Source organism: Pseudonocardia sp. (assembly GCF_050246655.1).
Taxonomy (GTDB): Bacteria; Actinomycetota; Actinomycetes; order Mycobacteriales; family Pseudonocardiaceae; genus Pseudonocardia.
Genome location: NZ_JBFWVQ010000040.1, coordinates 1 through 17,323, shown reverse-complemented (window position 1 = coordinate 17,323; position 17,323 = coordinate 1). Strand labels below are relative to the sequence as shown.

At 75.7% G+C, this 17,323-nt stretch carries 13 protein-coding genes; 10 read left to right on the top strand and 3 right to left on the bottom strand.

Annotated features, from left to right (window positions below; genetic code table 11):
* Positions 1-105: 105 nt before the first annotated feature.
* The 3 genes from AB7J25_RS14940 to AB7J25_RS14930 are packed head-to-tail and all read right to left on the bottom strand — an operon-like array spanning position 106 to position 4,633.
* The gene (locus tag AB7J25_RS14940) at positions 106-2,361 is read right to left on the bottom strand and encodes a transglutaminase TgpA family protein (RefSeq protein WP_428509318.1); all 2,256 of its coding nucleotides are present in this window, start codon (positions 2,359-2,361) and stop codon (positions 106-108) included.
* A 2-nt stretch (positions 2,362-2,363) separates the two neighbouring features.
* Positions 2,364-3,617 (bottom strand): DUF58 domain-containing protein, encoded by a 1,254-nt coding sequence (locus AB7J25_RS14935; RefSeq protein WP_428509316.1) that lies wholly within the window; start codon positions 3,615-3,617, stop codon positions 2,364-2,366.
* A 5-nt stretch (positions 3,618-3,622) separates the two neighbouring features.
* Positions 3,623-4,633: an AAA family ATPase gene (locus AB7J25_RS14930; RefSeq protein WP_428509314.1), complete on the bottom strand. Its 1,011-nt coding sequence runs from the start codon at positions 4,631-4,633 to the stop codon at positions 3,623-3,625.
* Between the two features lie 404 nt (positions 4,634-5,037).
* Here AB7J25_RS14930 and mraZ point away from each other — a divergent pair, with 404 nt between their 5' ends.
* The 10 genes from mraZ to AB7J25_RS14880 all read left to right on the top strand — a co-directional run.
* Complete coding sequence (mraZ, locus tag AB7J25_RS14925) at positions 5,038-5,469, top strand: division/cell wall cluster transcriptional repressor MraZ (RefSeq protein ID WP_428509312.1); 432 nt, start codon at positions 5,038-5,040, stop codon at positions 5,467-5,469.
* A gap of 172 nt (positions 5,470-5,641) precedes the next feature.
* Positions 5,642-6,640: a 16S rRNA (cytosine(1402)-N(4))-methyltransferase RsmH gene (gene rsmH / locus AB7J25_RS14920; RefSeq protein ID WP_428509310.1), complete on the top strand. Its 999-nt coding sequence runs from the start codon at positions 5,642-5,644 to the stop codon at positions 6,638-6,640.
* A 109-nt stretch (positions 6,641-6,749) separates the two neighbouring features.
* Positions 6,750-7,856, top strand: a complete 1,107-nt coding sequence (locus AB7J25_RS14915) for a hypothetical protein (RefSeq protein ID WP_428509308.1) — start codon at positions 6,750-6,752, stop codon at positions 7,854-7,856.
* Positions 7,856-9,703, top strand: coding sequence for a peptidoglycan D,D-transpeptidase FtsI family protein (locus AB7J25_RS14910; protein ID WP_428509306.1), 1,848 nt, complete (start codon positions 7,856-7,858; stop codon positions 9,701-9,703). The genes AB7J25_RS14915 and AB7J25_RS14910 overlap by 1 nt, the downstream gene beginning before the upstream one ends.
* Positions 9,704-9,873: 170 nt before the next feature.
* Positions 9,874-11,427: a UDP-N-acetylmuramoyl-L-alanyl-D-glutamate--2,6-diaminopimelate ligase gene (locus AB7J25_RS14905; RefSeq protein WP_428509304.1), complete on the top strand. Its 1,554-nt coding sequence runs from the start codon at positions 9,874-9,876 to the stop codon at positions 11,425-11,427.
* Positions 11,428-11,498: 71 nt separating this feature from the next.
* Complete coding sequence (locus AB7J25_RS14900) at positions 11,499-12,914, top strand: UDP-N-acetylmuramoyl-tripeptide--D-alanyl-D-alanine ligase (protein WP_428509302.1); 1,416 nt, start codon at positions 11,499-11,501, stop codon at positions 12,912-12,914.
* Positions 12,911-13,981, top strand: a complete 1,071-nt coding sequence (gene mraY / locus AB7J25_RS14895; RefSeq protein WP_428509300.1) for a phospho-N-acetylmuramoyl-pentapeptide-transferase — start codon at positions 12,911-12,913, stop codon at positions 13,979-13,981. The genes AB7J25_RS14900 and mraY overlap by 4 nt, the downstream gene beginning before the upstream one ends.
* 76 nt (positions 13,982-14,057) lie before the next feature.
* Positions 14,058-15,533 carry a UDP-N-acetylmuramoyl-L-alanine--D-glutamate ligase gene (murD, locus tag AB7J25_RS14890; RefSeq protein WP_428509298.1) on the top strand — a complete coding sequence of 492 codons (1,476 nt, stop codon included), beginning with the start codon at positions 14,058-14,060 and terminating at the stop codon, positions 15,531-15,533.
* Positions 15,527-16,819: a putative lipid II flippase FtsW gene (gene ftsW / locus AB7J25_RS14885; protein ID WP_428509296.1), complete on the top strand. Its 1,293-nt coding sequence runs from the start codon at positions 15,527-15,529 to the stop codon at positions 16,817-16,819. The genes murD and ftsW overlap by 7 nt, the downstream gene beginning before the upstream one ends.
* Positions 16,747-17,323: glycosyltransferase (locus AB7J25_RS14880; protein ID WP_428509386.1), on the top strand; the 577-nt coding region annotated here is incomplete at its 3' end. The genes ftsW and AB7J25_RS14880, both read left to right, overlap by 73 nt.

The following is a 17,323-nucleotide window of genomic DNA, read 5'->3' as shown; positions in this document are numbered from 1 at the left end:
CGGGCCGGCCCCGACCCAGGCCCAAGTCAGGCCCGTCTCGGCCCCGGCCCGGTCGTTACGCGGCCATGATCACCAAAACTGTGGCGACGGGCTCATAGGTGAGCGTCATGTCCCACTCTTGGCGATCATGCTCGGAGTGCGCCGGGACGCACCCCGCGCGGCACGCATCCCGTTGAACACCGACCGTGGCAGCAGCATGCGCTTCCAGCCCAGCGGGTCCCTGGCCTCGATCCCGGTGCGCAACCCCTGCATCGCGGCGTCCAGCTGGTGCGGTGCGGGGTGCGCGAGGCCGTACCAGCTCGCCTCCACGGCGCCGACGAGCTGGCGGATCGACGCCTGCGCGGCGTCGTCGAGGCGGTGCTCGCGCACGATCCGGCGGGCGGCGGAGCGGACGGTGTCGCTGCGATGCCCCTGCACGCCGCGATCGGCGGACTCGGCGAGCAGCTCCTCCCAGGCCGCCGTCGCCGCGGCAGCTCCGCCGGTCGCGACGGTGGAGAGGCGGCGCCTACGCTGCAGGGCTCGCCAGCCGGCGGGCGCGGCGACGAGCACGCCCAGGACGGCGACCAGCACGAACGGCCACACCGGGATGTCGAGACCGGTCTCCTCCGGGGCCGATGCCTCGCCGGGCGCCGGCTCTGGTGGCTCGGGCTGCTGCGGCGGGGAGGCCGCGCCGTCGGGCTGCGGCTGCTCGGGCTCCTGCTGTTCCCCGGCGTCGCCGGAGCCGCTCTCCGCGCGGGCCTCCTGGACGTACGGCGGCTCGATGGTGCGGCCGTCCGAGAGCGGCGTGGGGTCGAACATCTGCCAGCCCTGACCCTCGAACCACACCTCGACCCAGGCGTGGGCGTCCGAGGTGCGGATCGTGCGGGCGTCCGGGTCGTCCGCGCCGGGGCTGCCGCCGGTGAACCCGATCGCGACGCGCGCGGGCACGCCCAGGGTGCGGAGCATGATCGCCATGGCGGAGGCGTACTGCTCGCAGTAGCCGATCCGCCCGACCGTGAGGAACTCGACGAGGGCGTCGTCGCCGTTGCCGGGCGCGGTCTGCAGGCTGTAGCGGAACGGCGAGCCGGGTGCGGTGAACCAGTCCAGGACGGCCATCGCGCGGTCGAAGTCCGTCGTGGCGCCCGCGGCGACCTGCTCGGCGAGGTCGCGCACGCGGGGATCGACGCCGCTGGTGACGAGGTTGTCCCCGTCCACCCCGCCCCGGCCCGCGGCGCGCAGCTCGGCCGCCGTGGGCGAGGGCAACGACGCCTCCTGCTCCCAGCCGCCCTCCTCGCGGGGCAGGGACGTGTAGGCGATGCCGCTCTCGGGGTCGTAGGCCCACGCCTCGTCGTCCACCCCCGTGACCAGCAGCGGATCCCCGTAGAGGGGCAGCCAGTAGTCCCGGTAGGCGATGTTCTCCACCTCGACGACGGCCTTCTCACCCGGCCCCGCGGGCACCGGCAGCGGCCCCGTGAGGTTGACGCCGCGGTCCGGTCGGCCCGCCTGCCAGCCGGTGTCCGGGACGTAGTCGCGCAGCGTCAGCGCCCGCAGGTAGGTGGGTCGTGGCAGGCCGCTGACCGACAGGAGATCCTCGGGTTGGGCGCGGGTGAGCTGCCCGCGCAGGGCGGTGAACGGGTCCAGGCCGATGTCGGCGCCCGCGCGGGGGCCCTCGGCGAAGCGGCCGTCCGTCCCGACCGGGCTCGCGACGACCCCGGCGAGCAGCGCGATCCCCACACCCGCCGCGGTGACGGCGACGGCGCCCGGCAGGCGGCGGCTGTTCGCACCGACGACGAGCAGGAGCCCGAACGCGGCGGCACCGGCGGCGAACGTCCACCAGGGCAGGAGGTCGTCGGCCAGGGCGGTGGGCACGGCGAAGGCGACGAGCAGGGCCACTCCGGCGGTCGCGGGCGCGCCCGCCACGACCGCCGCGAGGTGTGCCGCCACCGCGATCAGCCCGACCGCGAGCGTGACGAGGAAGGCGATCTCGGGCGTGAGCGGGACCGGTGACGGTGCGGTCTGGATCTGCGCGACCGCCCCGCCCGCGAGCGCGGCCATCTCCCCGAACGCCTCGGGGCCGGGGAGGACCCCGAGCACGGCCTCGTCGCAGAACAGGCCCGTGACCAGCAGCAGAAGGCCCGCCACCTGCCCGATCACGACGACGGGGGCGCCCAGCCCCGCGACGACCGTGCCGATCGCGGCCACCAGGAGCACTGCGGCGGCGGCGTAGCCGATCCAGCCGACGCCCTGGACGACGGCCGCGATCGGGGAGGACGCGAGCAGCACGGCGAGTGCCACCGCGAGCGACGGCAGCCACGGCAGCTCGGGCCGCACGGACTCCGGGGCCGGGGCCCTGCGGGGACGGGCGGGAGCGGAGAGGGCCATCGTCAGCCCCCCGCGCGGACGGCGGTGTGCAGCAGGTCCTCCCACGCCCGGCCCGGCGTGCTGTCCGCACCGGCCACGGTGACGTGCCAGTCCGCGCGCCGCAGCGCCGACGCGGCCGGGTCGACCGGCGGCGCCGCCGTCGTGGTGGCCGGATCCCAGGTGGCGACGTCGAGGAGCACCGCGTGCCCGGCGCCGGGGCAGGACGCGACCAGGGCGTCCAGCTGAGCAGGCTCGGCCGCGCCGAGGACGGCGAGGACGTCGCCGTGCGCGAGCGCGGGGCCGCCGAGCTCGCTTCGGGCCGACGGCCGCAGGGCGGCGAGCACGTCCAGGATCGCGTCCGCGGCGGCCGCGCCGGAGGACGGCTCGGTGCCCGTGGGGAAGCTGCCGTCCTCGAAGACGAGCGTGACGGGCTCGCCGCGGCGGATGAGATGCACGCAGATGCTCGCGGTCAGCTCGACGGCGAACTCCAGGCTGGACCCCGTGCCGCGCCCGCGGTGCGCGATGTCGCGCCGGTCCAGCAGCACGGTGATCGCGCCGCGCCACGGCCGCTCCTCGAGGCGCACCATGAGCTCGTCGTGGCGGGCGGTGCTGCGCCAGTGCACGCGACGCAGCTCGTCGCCGAGCCGGTACTCACGCACGAGGACGTCCGACTGGCCCATGCCCTGGTGCGACAGCGACGCCCCTGGCGTGCCCTCGCCGGCGCCGAGCGCCGGGGGAGTGCCCTGCAGCGGTGTCACCCGCGGCAGCACGAGCAGCCCCCGGGTGCCGCGGACCTCGCGTTCGAGCTCGGTGAGCCCCAGGGGGTCCGTGACGCGTGTGGTGAGCGGTCCGACCCGGTGCACGCCACGGCGCACCGGCCGCAGCGGATAGCGCAGCTCGACGCCCGTGCGCGGGGACAGGCGGTGGACGGTGAACCGGGGTGGGGCGTCGGCCTGGGGCCCCGCGGAGTCCGGGACGGTGTCGATCAGCTGCATCGAGCCGATGAGCGGGCCACCGGACAACCGCAGCGCGACGCCGGAGTCCGTACCCACGGGCAGCCGTTCGGGCGTGACCTGCCGCTGCACCTCGATCGCGCGCCGCGTCCATGCGGTGAGCGCGAGCGCGAGCAGCGGTAGCGCCGCGACGAACACCCCGACCCGGACCAGGTCGCGCTCGTTCAGCACGACCGCGCAGCCGATCGTCGCGATCCCGCCGGCCAGCAGGCAGCGCCCGCGCCCCGTGATGCCGGAGAACAGTCCGGGCGCGCCCTGCTGCACGCCCGTCAGGCCCCGCCGCCCGGCGCGGTGGGCGCCGGCAGCCGGGCGAGCAGGGCACGCACGAGGTCGGCCGCGGAGCGGCGGGCGGCCTGGGCGTCCGAGGTGAGCAGCAGGCGGTGGGCGAGCACCGGGACCGCGATCGCGTGGACGTCGTCGGGCACGACGAACCCCCGCCCGGAGAGCGCCGCCTGGGCCCGCGCCGCCCGGACGAGGTGCAGGGTGGCGCGCGGTGACGCCCCGAGCCGCAGCTCGGCGAGCCTGCGGGTGGAGGCCACGAGGTCCACGCAGTACTGGCGCACCTCCTGGCCCACGTGCACGTGGCGCACCGCCTCGATGGCCAGCCGCACCCGCTGCACGTCGACGACGGAGCGCAGGGTGGCGAGCGGGTCCGCGGCCGAGTGCTCGTCCACGATGGCCAGCTCGGCCACCGCGTCCGGGTAGCCGACGCTGACCCGGGCGGTGAACCGGTCGCGCTGCGCCTCGGGCAGCGGGTAGGTGCCGTCCATCTCGATCGGGTTCTGCGTGGCGACCACCATGAACGGCTCGGCCAGCGCGTACGTCACGCCGTCCACCGTGACCTGGTGCTCGGCCATGCACTCCAGGAGCGCGGACTGCGTCTTCGGCGACGCCCGGTTGATCTCGTCGGCGACGATGACGTTCGCGAACACCGGGCCGGGCCGGAACTCGAACTGCATCGACTGCCGGTTGTAGATCGAGACGCCGGTGACGTCTCCCGGCAGCAGGTCCGGCGTGAACTGGATGCGGCTCACCGAACAGTCGATGGACCGGGCCAGGGCCTTGGCCAGCGACGTCTTGCCGACACCGGGGACGTCCTCGACGAGCAGGTGGCCCTCGGAGAGCAGCGTCACCAGCGCGATGCGCACGACCTCCGGCTTGCCGACGAGCACGCGCTGCACGTTCGCGGCGACGCGGTGGGAGAAGTCGGCCACGTCGGCGAGCCCGGCGGGGCCGCCGTCCAGGCTGCGCGCGCCCGCGGGCCCGCTCGTCGTCGTCATGGCCGCCAGTCTGTCAAACGGTACGTACAGTGCCTGCGCTCGGTCGCCCCACCGGTGCCCCCACACCGCCCCACCGCCCTCCCCACACCGCTCCACCGCTGTCCCCACACCGCCCCACCGGGGCCGCAGCCGGCCGTCCGGCGTGCCGAAACCACCGCCCGTCGTGCGGATATCGACGGCCGGACGGGTGAACCGTCGCCGTCGAAGCGGGATGTGACGTACCCCGGGGGAGTGGAGGCCATCCGCCCCCCACTCGGCCCCACCGGCCCTGACCTGGCCGGATGCACATTCGCAGGCGGAAATCACGCCGCCGTTCCGGTTGACGGTGGGTGGAAGTGGGGTAATGTGGTGACCACTGGGGCGCAGCGGCGGACGTTGGGCCCCGGCCGGGTGGAGGTGAGGGCATGTTCCTCGGCACCTACACCCCCAAGCTGGACGACAAAGGGCGGCTCACGCTGCCGGCGAAGTTCCGCGACGAGCTGCGAGGTGGCCTGATGATCACGAAGGGGCAGGACCACTGCCTCTACGTCTTCACCAGGGAAGCCTTCACGGAGATGGCCCAGAAGGTCGCCTCCGCACCGCTGACCAGCGAGTCCGCCCGCGTCTTCCAGCGCAATCTCTTCTCGGGCACGGACGAGCAGCACCCGGACGCCCAGGGGCGGATCGCCATCACCCCTGAGCTGCGCCGGTATGCGGGGCTGTCCAAGGACTGCGTGGTGATCGGCGCCTTCACCCGGGCCGAGATCTGGGACGCGCAGGCCTGGCAGCGCTATCAGGACGAGCACGAGGAGACCTACGCGAAGGCGCAGGAGGAGGTACTGCCCGGGCTGCTCTAGCCGGGCCGAGCAACAACCGATTCGCCGCCGGTGCCACCGCCCGGCGACCCTGGCGCACTTCCCCGGTGTCAGGTTCGCCGGGCGGTGTCATCGAAGGGGTCATCGACGGGGTACGGGCGGTCCGGCTGGGGAGCGCGGACCGGTTCGGGGGACGCGGGGTCGGAGGTGAGGAATGGGGCAACACCCTCAGCACCCGGTGGACGGGGTGCAGGGCGCGCCGGCTGGGGCCAGGCACGTCCCGGTCCTCCTTCCCCGGGTCGCGGAGCTGCTCGCTCCGGCGCTGGCCGGCAGGCCCGCCGTGCTCGTGGACGCCACGCTGGGGCTGGGCGGACACGCGGCGGCCCTGCTGGCCGAGCACCCGCAGCTCACGCTCGTCGGGCTCGACCGCGACCAGCAGGCACTGGCCGTCGCCGGACGCAGGCTCGTCGCGTTCGCCGACCGCACGCACCTGGTCCACGCGGTGTACGACCGGATCGCGGACGTCCTCGCGGACCTGGACATCGTCCGGGTGGACGGTGTGCTGTTCGACCTCGGCGTCTCCTCACTGCAGCTCGACGCGGACGAGCGCGGCTTCGCCTACTCCCGCGACGCCGAGCTCGACATGCGGATGGACCCGACCACCGGTCCGACCGCGGCCGACGTGCTCAACACCTACCCGGTGGCCGACCTCGCCCGCATCCTGCGCGAGTACGGCGAGGAGCGGTTCGCGGGCCGGATCGCCGCCGCCGTCGTCCGCAGGCGGGCGTCGGCGCCCTGGGCGCGCAGCGGGGAGCTCGTCGACCTGCTCTACGCGGTGGTGCCCGCGGCCTCCCGGCGCACCGGCGGCCACCCGGCCAAGCGCACCTTCCAGGCGCTGCGCATCGAGGTCAACGGCGAGCTGGAGGCGTTGCGCACCGCCCTGCCCGCCGCGCTCGACGCGCTGGGCGCGGGTGGGCGGATCGTCGTCCTGTCCTACCACTCGCTCGAGGACCGCATCGTCAAGCGCGAGCTGGCCGAGCGCGCCCGGTCGCGCACCCCGGTGGACCTGCCGGTGGAGCTGCCGGGGCACGGCGCGGCGCTGCGGCTGCTCACCCGTGGCGGCGAGCCGGCCACGCCCGAGGAGATCGCGGACAACCCGCGCGCGGCCTCCGTGCGGCTGCGGGCCGCGGAGCGGATCGGGGACGCGGCGTGACCCACGGCCAGGACGTGGGCCCTGCGGCCCTCGGCAGTCATCCCGGACGTGCGGCCACGCCGCGCGGCCGGTGGCAGATCCGCCCGGCGGGCGGCGGCGAGGAGGACACATGGGCGCGGTGCTGAGCGAGCGGGCGACCGAGCGCACCCGGACGGCACGGCGTGGGCGGACGGGCGGCACGCGCACCTCCACCCGCGGGTCCGCGGGCTCGGGGCGGCAGCAGCGGGTCTCCGACCTCGTCGCGGACCGTGCGCGCGCGACCCGCACCGCCACGGTTCCGGCGCAGCGCGCGTCGACCGGGCTCGCCCCGTCGTCCACCCCGCAGCGACGGGCGGGCGGGAGCACCCCGCGCGCCACGCCGCGCCGGGCCGCCGCCCGGGGCAGCGCCGCCCGCGCCGAGCGGGCGGCCGCGGCGGGCCGGTCCCGCTACGTGCTCGTCATGATGGTGCTGCTCGGCACGGGCCTGGTGGCCACCCTGTGGCTGTCCACGGCGGCCGCGGCGGACTCCTACCGTCTCGACGAGGCCCGCACCAAGGCCCGCGAGATGGCCGAGCAGTCCGAGCGGCTGCACCGCGAGGTCGCCTCCCTCGCCTCGCCGACATCGCTGGCCGAGCGGGCCGGGCAGCTGGGCATGGTCGCGGTGCAGGATTCCGCGAGGCTCGTCGTCGAGCCGAGCGGTGAGGTCGAGGTGGTCGGCGAGCCCACGGCCGCCACCGTGCCCGCTCCGGTCGCGCCGCCCGCCGGGTCGGCGCCCGCCCGTCCCGTCCCGGCGGATCCCGGCACCTGCCCGGCACCGGCGGACGAGGGCAACACCGCGTCCACCTGCGAGGCCGGGGGGCAGGCAGGCGAAGGCACCGCGGAGGGCACGGCGGACGGCACCGGCGAGACCGGCGAGAACAGTGAGAACGGCGCGACCGGCGCGACCGGCGCGACCGGCGCGACAGGCGAGAATGCGGACACGCTGATCACGCCGGGCGCCGTGCCGTTCGCCGGGCCCCGCTCGCCGGGCGGCGCCACCAGCACCGCGGACGGGCCCACTGCGACCACCGCGACCACGGCGACCACGGCGACCACGGCGACCACGGCGACATCGACCACGGCCACGTCCACGGCGGGCGCGACCGGGTCCGCCCCGTCCGGTGCCGGCTCGGGCACCCCGAACACCCCCGGGCCCGCCGGGGCCGGGGCGGGCGCCCCCGCCCCGGGTGACGGCTGATGCCGTCCGCCCCACCCCGCCCGCGGCCGTCCGGCACCCGCGGACCCGCCGCCCCGGCGGCGCGGGCAGGTCGTACGGCGCGACGCCCCGACGGGCCGACGCTGCGGCTGCGCCTCGCGCACCTACTGGTGGCGGCGATGCTGGCCGTGGCGGGGCTCAAGCTCGTCGTGGTGCAGGCGCTGGAGTCGGGCGAGCTGCGCGCGGACTCCGCCCGCCAGCGCACCACGGAGATCAGCATCCCGGCGGAACGGGGCGCGATCCTGGATCGCACCGGAGCGCCGCTGGCCTTCAGCGTCGAGGCGCGGGCCCTCGTGGCCAACCCGCGGATGATCGCGCGGAACAGGGGCCCGGACGCGGCGGCCTACGCGGCGGAGATGGCGGCGGCGATCGCGCTGGCCACGGGCCAGAACCAGGCGGACCTGCTGGCCCAGCTCACCTCGGACCGCGGCTACGTGGTGCTCGCGAAGCTCGTCGACCCGGACGTGGCGCGCGCGCTGCGCGAGCGCTTCCCGGAGATCGCGATCGAGCAGCGCGAGTCGCGGCAGTACCCCGGCGGCACGCTCGCGTCGAGCGTCGTGGGGATGGCCTCGTGGAACGCCGACGCCCACCAGCTCTCGGGGCTCGTCGGCCTGGAGAGCGCGCAGGACAAGCTCCTGGCGGGTGCGGACGGCGTGCAGGTGGTCGACACCGCAGAGGACGGCACGACGGTCATTCCCGGCAGCACCCGCTTCGAGCGCCCGGCGGTGCCCGGCTCGGACATCCAGCTCACCCTGGACGCCGACCTGCAGTACACGGTGCAGCGGCTGCTGTCCCAGGAGGTCGCGCGGATCAACCCGAAGGGCGCCTCGGTCGTCGTGCTGGACGCACGGTCGGGCGAGGTCCTCGCGATGGCGAACAAGCACGCGTTCGATCCGCGCGATCCCGCGTCCATCAGCGGCGACCAGCTCGGCAACGAGGCGGTGACGACGCCGTACGAGCCGGGCTCCGTCGCGAAGGTCATGACGATGGCCGGCGTGCTGGAGTACGGCCTGGCGCGCCCGGACGAGATCCTCGAGGTCCCGGGCAACATCAGGGTCGCTGACCGCACGATCAACGACGCGTGGGACCACGGCACCCAGCCGTTCACGGTGACGGGCATCCTCTCGAAGTCGTCGAACGTGGGCACGATCATGCTGGCGCAGCGGCTGGGCGAGGACCGGTGGTCCGACATCGTCACGCGGTTCGGGCTCGGCAGCCGCACCGGCGTGGGCCTGCCCGGCGAGAGCGCGGGCCGCGTGCCGCCGCGCGACTCGTGGTCGGGCTCGACGTTCGGCAACCTGCCGATCGGCCAGGGCCTGTCGATGACGCCGCTGCAGGTGGCGGGGATGTTCCAGACGATCGCGAACGACGGGGTGCGGGTTCCGCCGCGGATCGTGGCCGCGACGATCGCGCCAGGTGGGGTGCGCTCGGAGACGCCGCCGCCCGCACCGGTGCGGGTGGTATCGGCGCAGGCGGCCACCGAGCTGCGGACGATGATGACGGGCGTCACCCAGGATGCGCCGGGGCAGACCGGCACCGCGCCCGAGGCGGCGGTGCCGGGCTACCAGGTGGCCGGCAAGACGGGTACGGCACAGCAGGTCGACCCGGGCTGCGGCTGCTACGTCCGGGGCCGCTACTGGATCACGTTCGGCGGCATCCTGCCCGCGGATCACCCGCGCTACGTCGTCGTGGTCATGTACGACGCCCCGCCGGGGGCCGAGCACGCGGGTCCGCTGTTCCAGGACATCGCCGCCTATCTCGCGCAGCGCGAGCGGCTTCCGGTGAGCACCGAGCAGCCGCCGCCGCTCCTGCTGCTGCCGCCGCACTGATCGGCGGCAGGGGCACCGGGCGGGGCTGGCCGGCCCTGCAGGCACTGACCTGCGGTTCCCGTCGCCGCAGTGGACCGTCGATCGGACCGTTCGGACCGGTCGGCGACCGCAGTCGCGGTGCTCCGCGGCGCGCGCGGGGGGCGTCGGGAGGGCCGGTAACCTCCCGCACCGTGCCGGCCGCCCGCTCCACCGCGTCCAGCCCCTCAGGGGCTCCGTCCGGGACGCCCCGGCCGGCCGGGGTCGCGCCCGTCGGCCTGGACACGCTGGCCGCCGTCGCGGGGATCACGCCCGTCACCGGGCCGCCGGTGACCGGGATCACGTTGCGCGCCGCCGACGCCCGTCCCGGCGACCTGTTCGCCGCCCTTCCCGGTGCGCGCCACCACGGCGCGGACTTCGCCGCCGACGCCCTCGCGGCGGGGGCGGTCGCGATCCTCACCGACCCCGCGGGGGCGGCCCGGCTGGACGACGGGGTGCCGGCGCTCGTGCATCCCGCGCCGCGGCAGGTCCTCGGCCGGGTCAGCGCGCGGGTGTACGGGGACCCGACGCAAGCGCTTTCGGTCGTCGGGATCACCGGGACCAGCGGAAAGACGACGGTCGCGCACCTCGTGGAGGCGGGGCTCGCCGCGGCGGGCCGTGTCCCGGGGCTGGTCGGCACGGTCGGCACCCGGATCGCCGGGGAGCCGTTGCCGGGCGGCCTCACCACGCCGGAGGCGCCGGACCTGCAGGCCGCGTTCGCGCTGATGCGCGAGGCCGGGGTCACCCACGTGGCGATGGAGGTGTCGAGCCACGCGCTGGCGATGGGCCGGGTGGACGGCACGCGCTTCGCGGTCGGCGCCTTCACCAACCTGTCGCAGGACCACCTGGACTTCCACCCGGACATGGAGGACTACTTCGCCACGAAGGCCCGCCTGTTCGGGATCGCGGAGCGCGCGGTGATCTGCACCGAGGACGGCTGGGGCAGGCGGCTGGCGGCCCGGGTCCCGGGCGCGGTGACCGTCGGTGACGGGGGCGTCTGGTCCGCGGCCGGAGTCCGCACCGCGGCGGACGGCGCCCAGTCGTTCACCGCCCGGGGCCCGGACGGCCCGGTGCCGGTGCGGCTGCGCCTGCCGGGCGCCTACAACGTGACGAACGCGCTGGTGGCGCTCGCCTGCCTGGATCTCGTCGGGGTCGCGCCCGCTGCGGCGGCCGCCGGGTTCGCCACGGCGGAGGTCCCCGGCCGGATGCAGCGGATCGACGCCGGGCAGGCCTACCTCGCGGTCGTCGACTACGCCCACAAGCCGGCGGCCGTCGCCGCGTTGCTGGACGCGCTGCGCGCGCAGGTGCCGGGGCGGCTGCTCGTGGTGCTGGGCTGCGGTGGCGACCGGGACGCCGGCAAGCGCCCGCTGATGGGCGCGGCGGCGGCGAGCCGCGCCGAGCTGCTCGTCGTCACCGACGACAACCCCCGCAGCGAGGAGCCCGCCGCGATCCGGGCCGCGATGCTCGCCGGGGCCCGCCCGGTGGCCGTGGGTGAGGTGCTGGAGATCGGCGACCGGCGGTCGGCGATCATGGCGGCCGTCGCCCGCGCCGAGCCGGGCGACGCCGTGGTGGTGGCGGGCAAGGGACACGAGACCGGACAGGACGTCGGCGGGGTGCGCCACCCGTTCGACGACGCCCGCGAGCTCGCCGCGGCGATCACGGCGGCGAGTCCGGAATCGACCATCAGCACGGAGATGAAGGGCGAGTGAGCATCGACCGAGCTCTGGCGAGGGAGGAGCGGAGCGAGTCCGGAATCGACCATCAGCACCGAGAGGACGACATGATCGAGATGCGGCTGGCCGAGGTCGCCGCGGTGACCGGGGGCCGCCTGCACCGGGCCACCGGGGACGAGCGGGTCGCCGCCGTCGCGTTCGACTCGCGCGCCGTCGGGCCGGGCGGGCTGTTCGCGGCGCTTCCCGGTGAGCGGGTCGACGGCCACGACTTCGCCGCGGCCGCCGCAGCACAGGGCGCGGTGGTGCTCGCTGGCCGGGACGTGGACGCCCCCGCGGTCGTGGTGCCGCCCGCCCCACCCGGGTCGCTGGCCGCCGGCAGCTACCTCGCCGCGAGCGACCGGGACGGCTCGGGTGCGGCGGTGCTCGCGGCGCTGGCGGCGCTCGCCCGCGCCACGGTCGAGCGCGTCGCGGGCCTCGCCGTCGTCGGGATCACCGGCAGCTCGGGGAAGACGTCGACGAAGGACCTGCTCGCGGCCGTGCTCGCGCCGCTGGGTCCGACGGTCGCCCCCGCCGGGTCGTTCAACAACGAGCTGGGGCTGCCGATGACGGCCCTGCGGGTGGACGCGGGCACCCGCCACCTGGTGCTGGAGATGTCCTCGCGCGGCCCGGGCCACATCGCGGCGCTGTGCGCGGTGGCGCCGCCGCGGATCGGGGTGGTGCTCAACGTGGGCTCCGCGCACGTGGGCGAGTTCGGGTCCCGCGAGGCGATCGCGGCGGCCAAGGGCGAGCTGGTCGAGGCGCTGCCCGACGCTGACCAGGGCGGGGTCGCCGTCCTCAACGCCGACGACCCGCTCGTCGCCGCGATGGCGTCGAGGACCGCCGCCCGCGTCGTCACGGTGGGCCGCGTCGCCGCGGCCGACGTCCGCGCGAGCGACGTCCGGCTGGAGCGGGGGCGGGCGCGGTTCCGGCTCGTCGCACCGGCGGGGGAGGCCGACGTGGCGCTGCAGCTCGTCGGCCCGCACCACGTGGGCAACGCGCTGGCGGTCGCGGCGGTCGCGCTGGAGCTCGGTGCCACGCCCGAGGGCGTGGCCGGGTCGCTGTCGGCGGCGTCGCCGGTGTCGCGGTGGCGGATGGAGGTCGCGGAGCGCGCGGACGGCGTCACGGTCGTGAACGACGCCTACAACGCGAACCCCGAGTCCATGCGCGCGGCGCTGGAAGCGCTGGTCGGGCTCGCGGGTCCGCGCCGGACGTGGGCCGTCCTCGGACGGATGGCGGAGCTGGGCGCGCTCGCCCCGGCCGCGCACGCGGCCGTCGCGGACGCCGCGCGGGAGCTGCGGGTCGCGCACGTGCTCGCGGTCGGCGCGCCCGAGTACGGCGCCCGCACGGTGCCCGACGCCGCCGCGGCCGCCGAGGTGCTGGCGGCGGAGCTGCGGCCCGGTGACGTCGTGCTGGTCAAGGCGTCGCGCGCGGCCGGGCTGGAGCGGGTCGCAGAGGCCCTGCTGGCCGGCGGAGCGACCCGGTGAGGGGCGTCTTCGTCGCCGCGGGCGTCGCCCTGGCCGTGTCGATCCTGCTCACGCCCTACCTGATCCGGTTCTTCGCCCGCCAGGGCTTCGGGCAGGAGATCCGGGCGGAGGGCCCGCAGAGCCACCAGTCCAAGCGGGGCACCCCGACGATGGGCGGCGTCGCGATCCTCGTCGCGATCTGGGTGGGCTACCTCCTCGCGCATCTCGTCGCGGAGGAGGACATCACCGCATCGGCGCTGCTGGTGCTGTTCCTCACCACGGCGCTGGGCGTCGTCGGGTTCCTCGACGACTTCCTCAAGCTGCGCCGCAGGCGCAACCTCGGGCTGAACAAGACCTCGAAGCTGGTCGGCCAGTTCGTCACGTCGGTGATCTTCGGGATCCTCGCGCTGCGGTTCGTCAACGCACGTGGGCTCTCCCCGGCCTCGGACAACCTGTCGTTCGTCCGCGACATCGCGGTGCTCTCCTTCGGTGCCCTGGGGTTCATCCTGTTCGCCTACCTCGTCATCGCGGCCTGGTCGAACGCCGTGAACCTCACCGACGGGCTGGACGGGCTCGCCGCGGGCACGGCGGCGATGGTGCTCGGCACGTACGTGATCATCGGGTTCTGGCAGTTCCGCAACTCGTGCGCCCTGGCGAACCTGCCCGGCTGCTACCAGGTGCGGGACCCGCTGGACGTGGCGTTCGTCGCCGCCGCGGCGATGGGCGGCTGCATCGGGTTCCTGTGGTGGAACGCCGCGCCCGCCCGGATCTTCATGGGTGACACCGGCTCGCTCGCCCTCGGCGGGTTGATCGCGGGGCTGTCGATCGTCACGCACACGGAGCTGCTGCTCGTCGTCATCGGCGGGGTGTTCGTGGTGGAGGCGCTGTCGGTGGCGCTGCAGATCGCCGTGTTCCGCTCGACGCGAAGGCGGCTGTTCCGGATGGCCCCGTTCCATCACCACTTCGAGCTCGCGGGATGGGCGGAGACGACGGTGATCATCCGGTTCTGGCTGCTCGCGGCCATGTGTGCCGCGCTCGGGCTGGGACTGTTCTACAGCGAGTGGCTGAACGCCCCGGCCGGGTTCTGACGGCCCGGCGCGGATCATCACCCGTACGCCGGAGCCGCACGGCCGTTCCGGTGCGCGCGCTGGGAGGATTTCGGCGATGCACGCGAACCCGATCCCGAACGCCCCGGAAGGGACGCTGCCCGCCCTGGACCTCGACGTCCTGCGGGGGCGGCGGGTGCTCGTCGCGGGCGCCGGGGTGTCCGGGCTCGCCGCGGCGGCCGCGCTCGTCGAGCTGGGGGCGCGGGTCACCCTGTCCGATGCCGTCCCGGAGCGGCTCGCGGACCTGCCGCCGGGCGTCGAGGAGGGTCGCGACGGCGAGATCCCCGCCGGCACGACCCTCGTCGTCACGGGCCCCGGTCGCCGCCCGGATCACCCGCTCGTCGCCGCGGCGGCCGCCGCGGGCGTCGCCATGGTCGGTGAGCCGGAGCTCGCGTGGTGGATCGGTGCCGCCCGGCCGGTGCCGCCCGTCTGGCTCGCCGTCACGGGCACCAACGGCAAGACCACCACCGTCGGGATGCTCGCCACGATCCTGCGCGCCGCCGGCCACGACGCCTTGGCCTGCGGGAACATCGGCTACCCGCTGGTGGACGCCGTGCGGGCAGGGCACGGTGTGCTGGCGGTGGAGCTGTCGAGCTTCCAGCTGCACTGGTCGCCGTCGCTGCGCCCGGCCGCGGGCTGCGTGCTCAACGTCGCCGAGGACCACCTGGACTGGCACGGCTCGATGGCCGCCTACGCCGCCGCGAAGGCCCGCGTGCTGGACGCGCCCGTCGCCGTCGCCGGGATCGACGATCCCGCCGCGGCCGCGCTGCTGGAGGCGGCACCGGCGCCGCGCAAGGTCGGGATCACGCTCGCCCCGCCCCTGCCGGGCCGGCTCGGGATCGCCGACGGCGTGCTCGTCGACCGGGCCTTCGATCCCACCGGGCACGGGGTCGATCTCTGCCCGGTCGAGGACGTCCACCCCGCGGGCCCGCCCGGGCTCACCGACGCGCTCGCGGCCGCTGCCCTCGCCCGCGCGTACGGGGTGGCGCCCGGGGCGGTCGCGGCAGGACTCGGGGGCTTCCGGCCGGGCGCACACCGCTGCGCGGACGCGGGCACCGTCGCGGGCGTCCGCTACGTCGACGACTCGAAGGCCACGAACCCGCACGCCGCGGACGCGTCCCTGGCCGCCCAACCCCCGGGGCGGATCGTGTGGATCGCGGGAGGGCTGCTGAAGGGCGCTGACGTGGACGGCCTCGTCGCCCGCCACGCGGGACGCCTGCGGGCCGCCGTGGTGATCGGCACCGAGCGCCGGGAGATCGTCGCCGCACTCGCGCGACACGCGCCCGACGTCCCCGTGGCGGAGGTCGTCGCGGGCGAGGATGCCGGTGTGGAGGGCACGGTGGACGGACCCGGGGTGGGCGTGATGGAGCAGGCGGTGCGCCGAGCGGCGGCGCTCGCGCGCCCCGGCGACGTCGTGCTCCTCGCTCCCGCGGCCGCGTCCATGGACCAGTTCACCGACTACGGGGAGCGCGGCCGCGCGTTCGCCGCCGCGGTCGGGCGGCTTCCCGGGTCGGCGCAGGAGGCCGGGTGGTGAGGTCCGTGAAGCCGCCGCCGCCCGGCGGGCTGCGCATGGCCGTCGGCCGCGCCGTCGTGGGCCTGCAGCAGTACCTGCGCCGCCCGCTCACGTCGCTGCACCTCGTGTTCGGGGTGTTCGGGCTCCTCACGCTCTTCGGCCTGGTCATGGTGCTGTCCGCGTCGTCGGTCACCTCCTACACCGCGGACGGCTCGTCGTACTCGGTGTTCGCGCGCCAGCTGATGTTCTGCGTGCCCGGGCTCGCGATGTTCTGGCTGGGCCTGCGGATCAGCCCCAAGGCGCTGCGGAAGGCGGCGCCGGCACTGATGGTCGTCGGCATCGTCGCGCTGGTCGCGGTGCTCGTCGTCGGGGTCGAGCGCAACGGCTCCAAGGCGTGGTTCGCGCTCGGCGCGTTCTCGGTGCAGCCGTCCGAGGCGGTGAAGGTGGCGCTCACCCTGTGGGGGGCACACATCCTGGCGTCCCGCCAGGCGGTGATCCACAACTGGCGGTACGCGCTCAGCCCGGTCGTCCCGGTCACGGTCCTGATCTTCACGCTGCTCGTCCTGCAGCCCGACCTCGGCATGACGGTCTCCGTGGGCATCGTGCTCGTCGCGCTGCTGTACTTCGGCGGCGCCCCGATGCGGCTCATCGCCGCGATCACGGTCGGCGGCATGGCCGGCGCCGTCGTGCTCGGTCTCACGGCCGGCTACCGGGCCAGCCGCATCGCCGCGTTCCTCGACCCGGACTCCGCGGACCCGCTCGCCGCGGGCTTCCAGGCCCGCCAGGCCCTCTACTCGCTCGCCGACGGGGGCCTGTTCGGCGTCGGCCTCGGCCAGGGCCGCGCGAAGTGGAGCTACCTGCCCAACGCGCACAACGACTTCATCTTCGCCATCATCGGAGAGGAGCTGGGTTTCGTCGGCGCGCTGGCCGTCCTCGGCCTGTTCGCCACGCTGGCCTACACGGGCTACCGGATCGCCGCCCGCTCGACCGATCCCTGGCTCAAGATCGTCGTCGCGACGTCCACCACGTGGCTGGTCGTCCAGGCGGGGATCAACATCGGGTACGTCGTGGGGCTGCTGCCGGTCACCGGCCTGCAGCTGCCGCTGATCTCCTCCGGAGGCACCTCGCTGGTGGTCACCATGTTCGTGTTCGGATTGCTCGCCAACGCCGCGCGCCACGAGCCCGAGGCCGTCGCGGTGCTGCGCCGCGCCGACAAGGCCGGCGAGCAGCGCGTCTGGCGCCGTCTCGGCATCCGCCCGCCCCGGCCGTACCGCGTGCCGTCGAAGGGCAGGGGGGTGCGCCGGTGACGCTCTCGGTCGTCGTGGCGGGCGGGGGCAGCGCCGGGCACATCGAACCGGCCCTCGCCCTCGCCGACGCCGTCCGCCGCCTGGTCCCGGACGCCCGCGTCACCGCGCTCGGAACCGAACGCGGGCTCGACACCACGCTCGTCCCGGCCCGCGGCTACCCGCTGGAGCTCATCCCGCCCGTCCCGCTGCCGCGCAAGCCCTCGGTCGATCTGCTGCGCCTGCCCGGGAAGGTGCGGGCCGCGGTCGGCCGGGTCCGGCGGGTGCTCGACGACGTGGGTGCGGACGTCGTCGTCGGGTTCGGGGGGTACGTCGCGCTGCCCGCCTACCTCGGCGCCCGGGGGCGCGTCCCGATCGTCGTGCACGAGGCGAACGCGCGGGCGGGCCTGGCGAACAAGGTGGGCGCCCGGTTCGCGCGGCGGGTCGTCGCGGCCGTGCCCGGCAGCGGCCTCGCGAACGCCGAGGTGCTCGGCATCCCGCTGCGCCGCGCCGTCACCACCCTGGACC

Coding starts and splice junctions, on each gene's coding strand:
- AB7J25_RS14940 (WP_428509318.1), bottom strand. CDS start 2,361: ATGGCCCTCTCCGCTCCCGCCCGTCCCCGCAGGGCCCCGGCCCCGGAG.
- AB7J25_RS14930 (WP_428509314.1), bottom strand. CDS start 4,633: ATGACGACGACGAGCGGGCCCGCGGGCGCGCGCAGCCTGGACGGCGGC.
- mraZ (WP_428509312.1), top strand. CDS start 5,038: ATGTTCCTCGGCACCTACACCCCCAAGCTGGACGACAAAGGGCGGCTC.
- rsmH (WP_428509310.1), top strand. CDS start 5,642: ATGGGGCAACACCCTCAGCACCCGGTGGACGGGGTGCAGGGCGCGCCG.
- AB7J25_RS14915 (WP_428509308.1), top strand. CDS start 6,750: ATGGGCGCGGTGCTGAGCGAGCGGGCGACCGAGCGCACCCGGACGGCA.
- AB7J25_RS14910 (WP_428509306.1), top strand. CDS start 7,856: ATGCCGTCCGCCCCACCCCGCCCGCGGCCGTCCGGCACCCGCGGACCC.
- AB7J25_RS14900 (WP_428509302.1), top strand. CDS start 11,499: ATGATCGAGATGCGGCTGGCCGAGGTCGCCGCGGTGACCGGGGGCCGC.
- murD (WP_428509298.1), top strand. CDS start 14,058: ATGCACGCGAACCCGATCCCGAACGCCCCGGAAGGGACGCTGCCCGCC.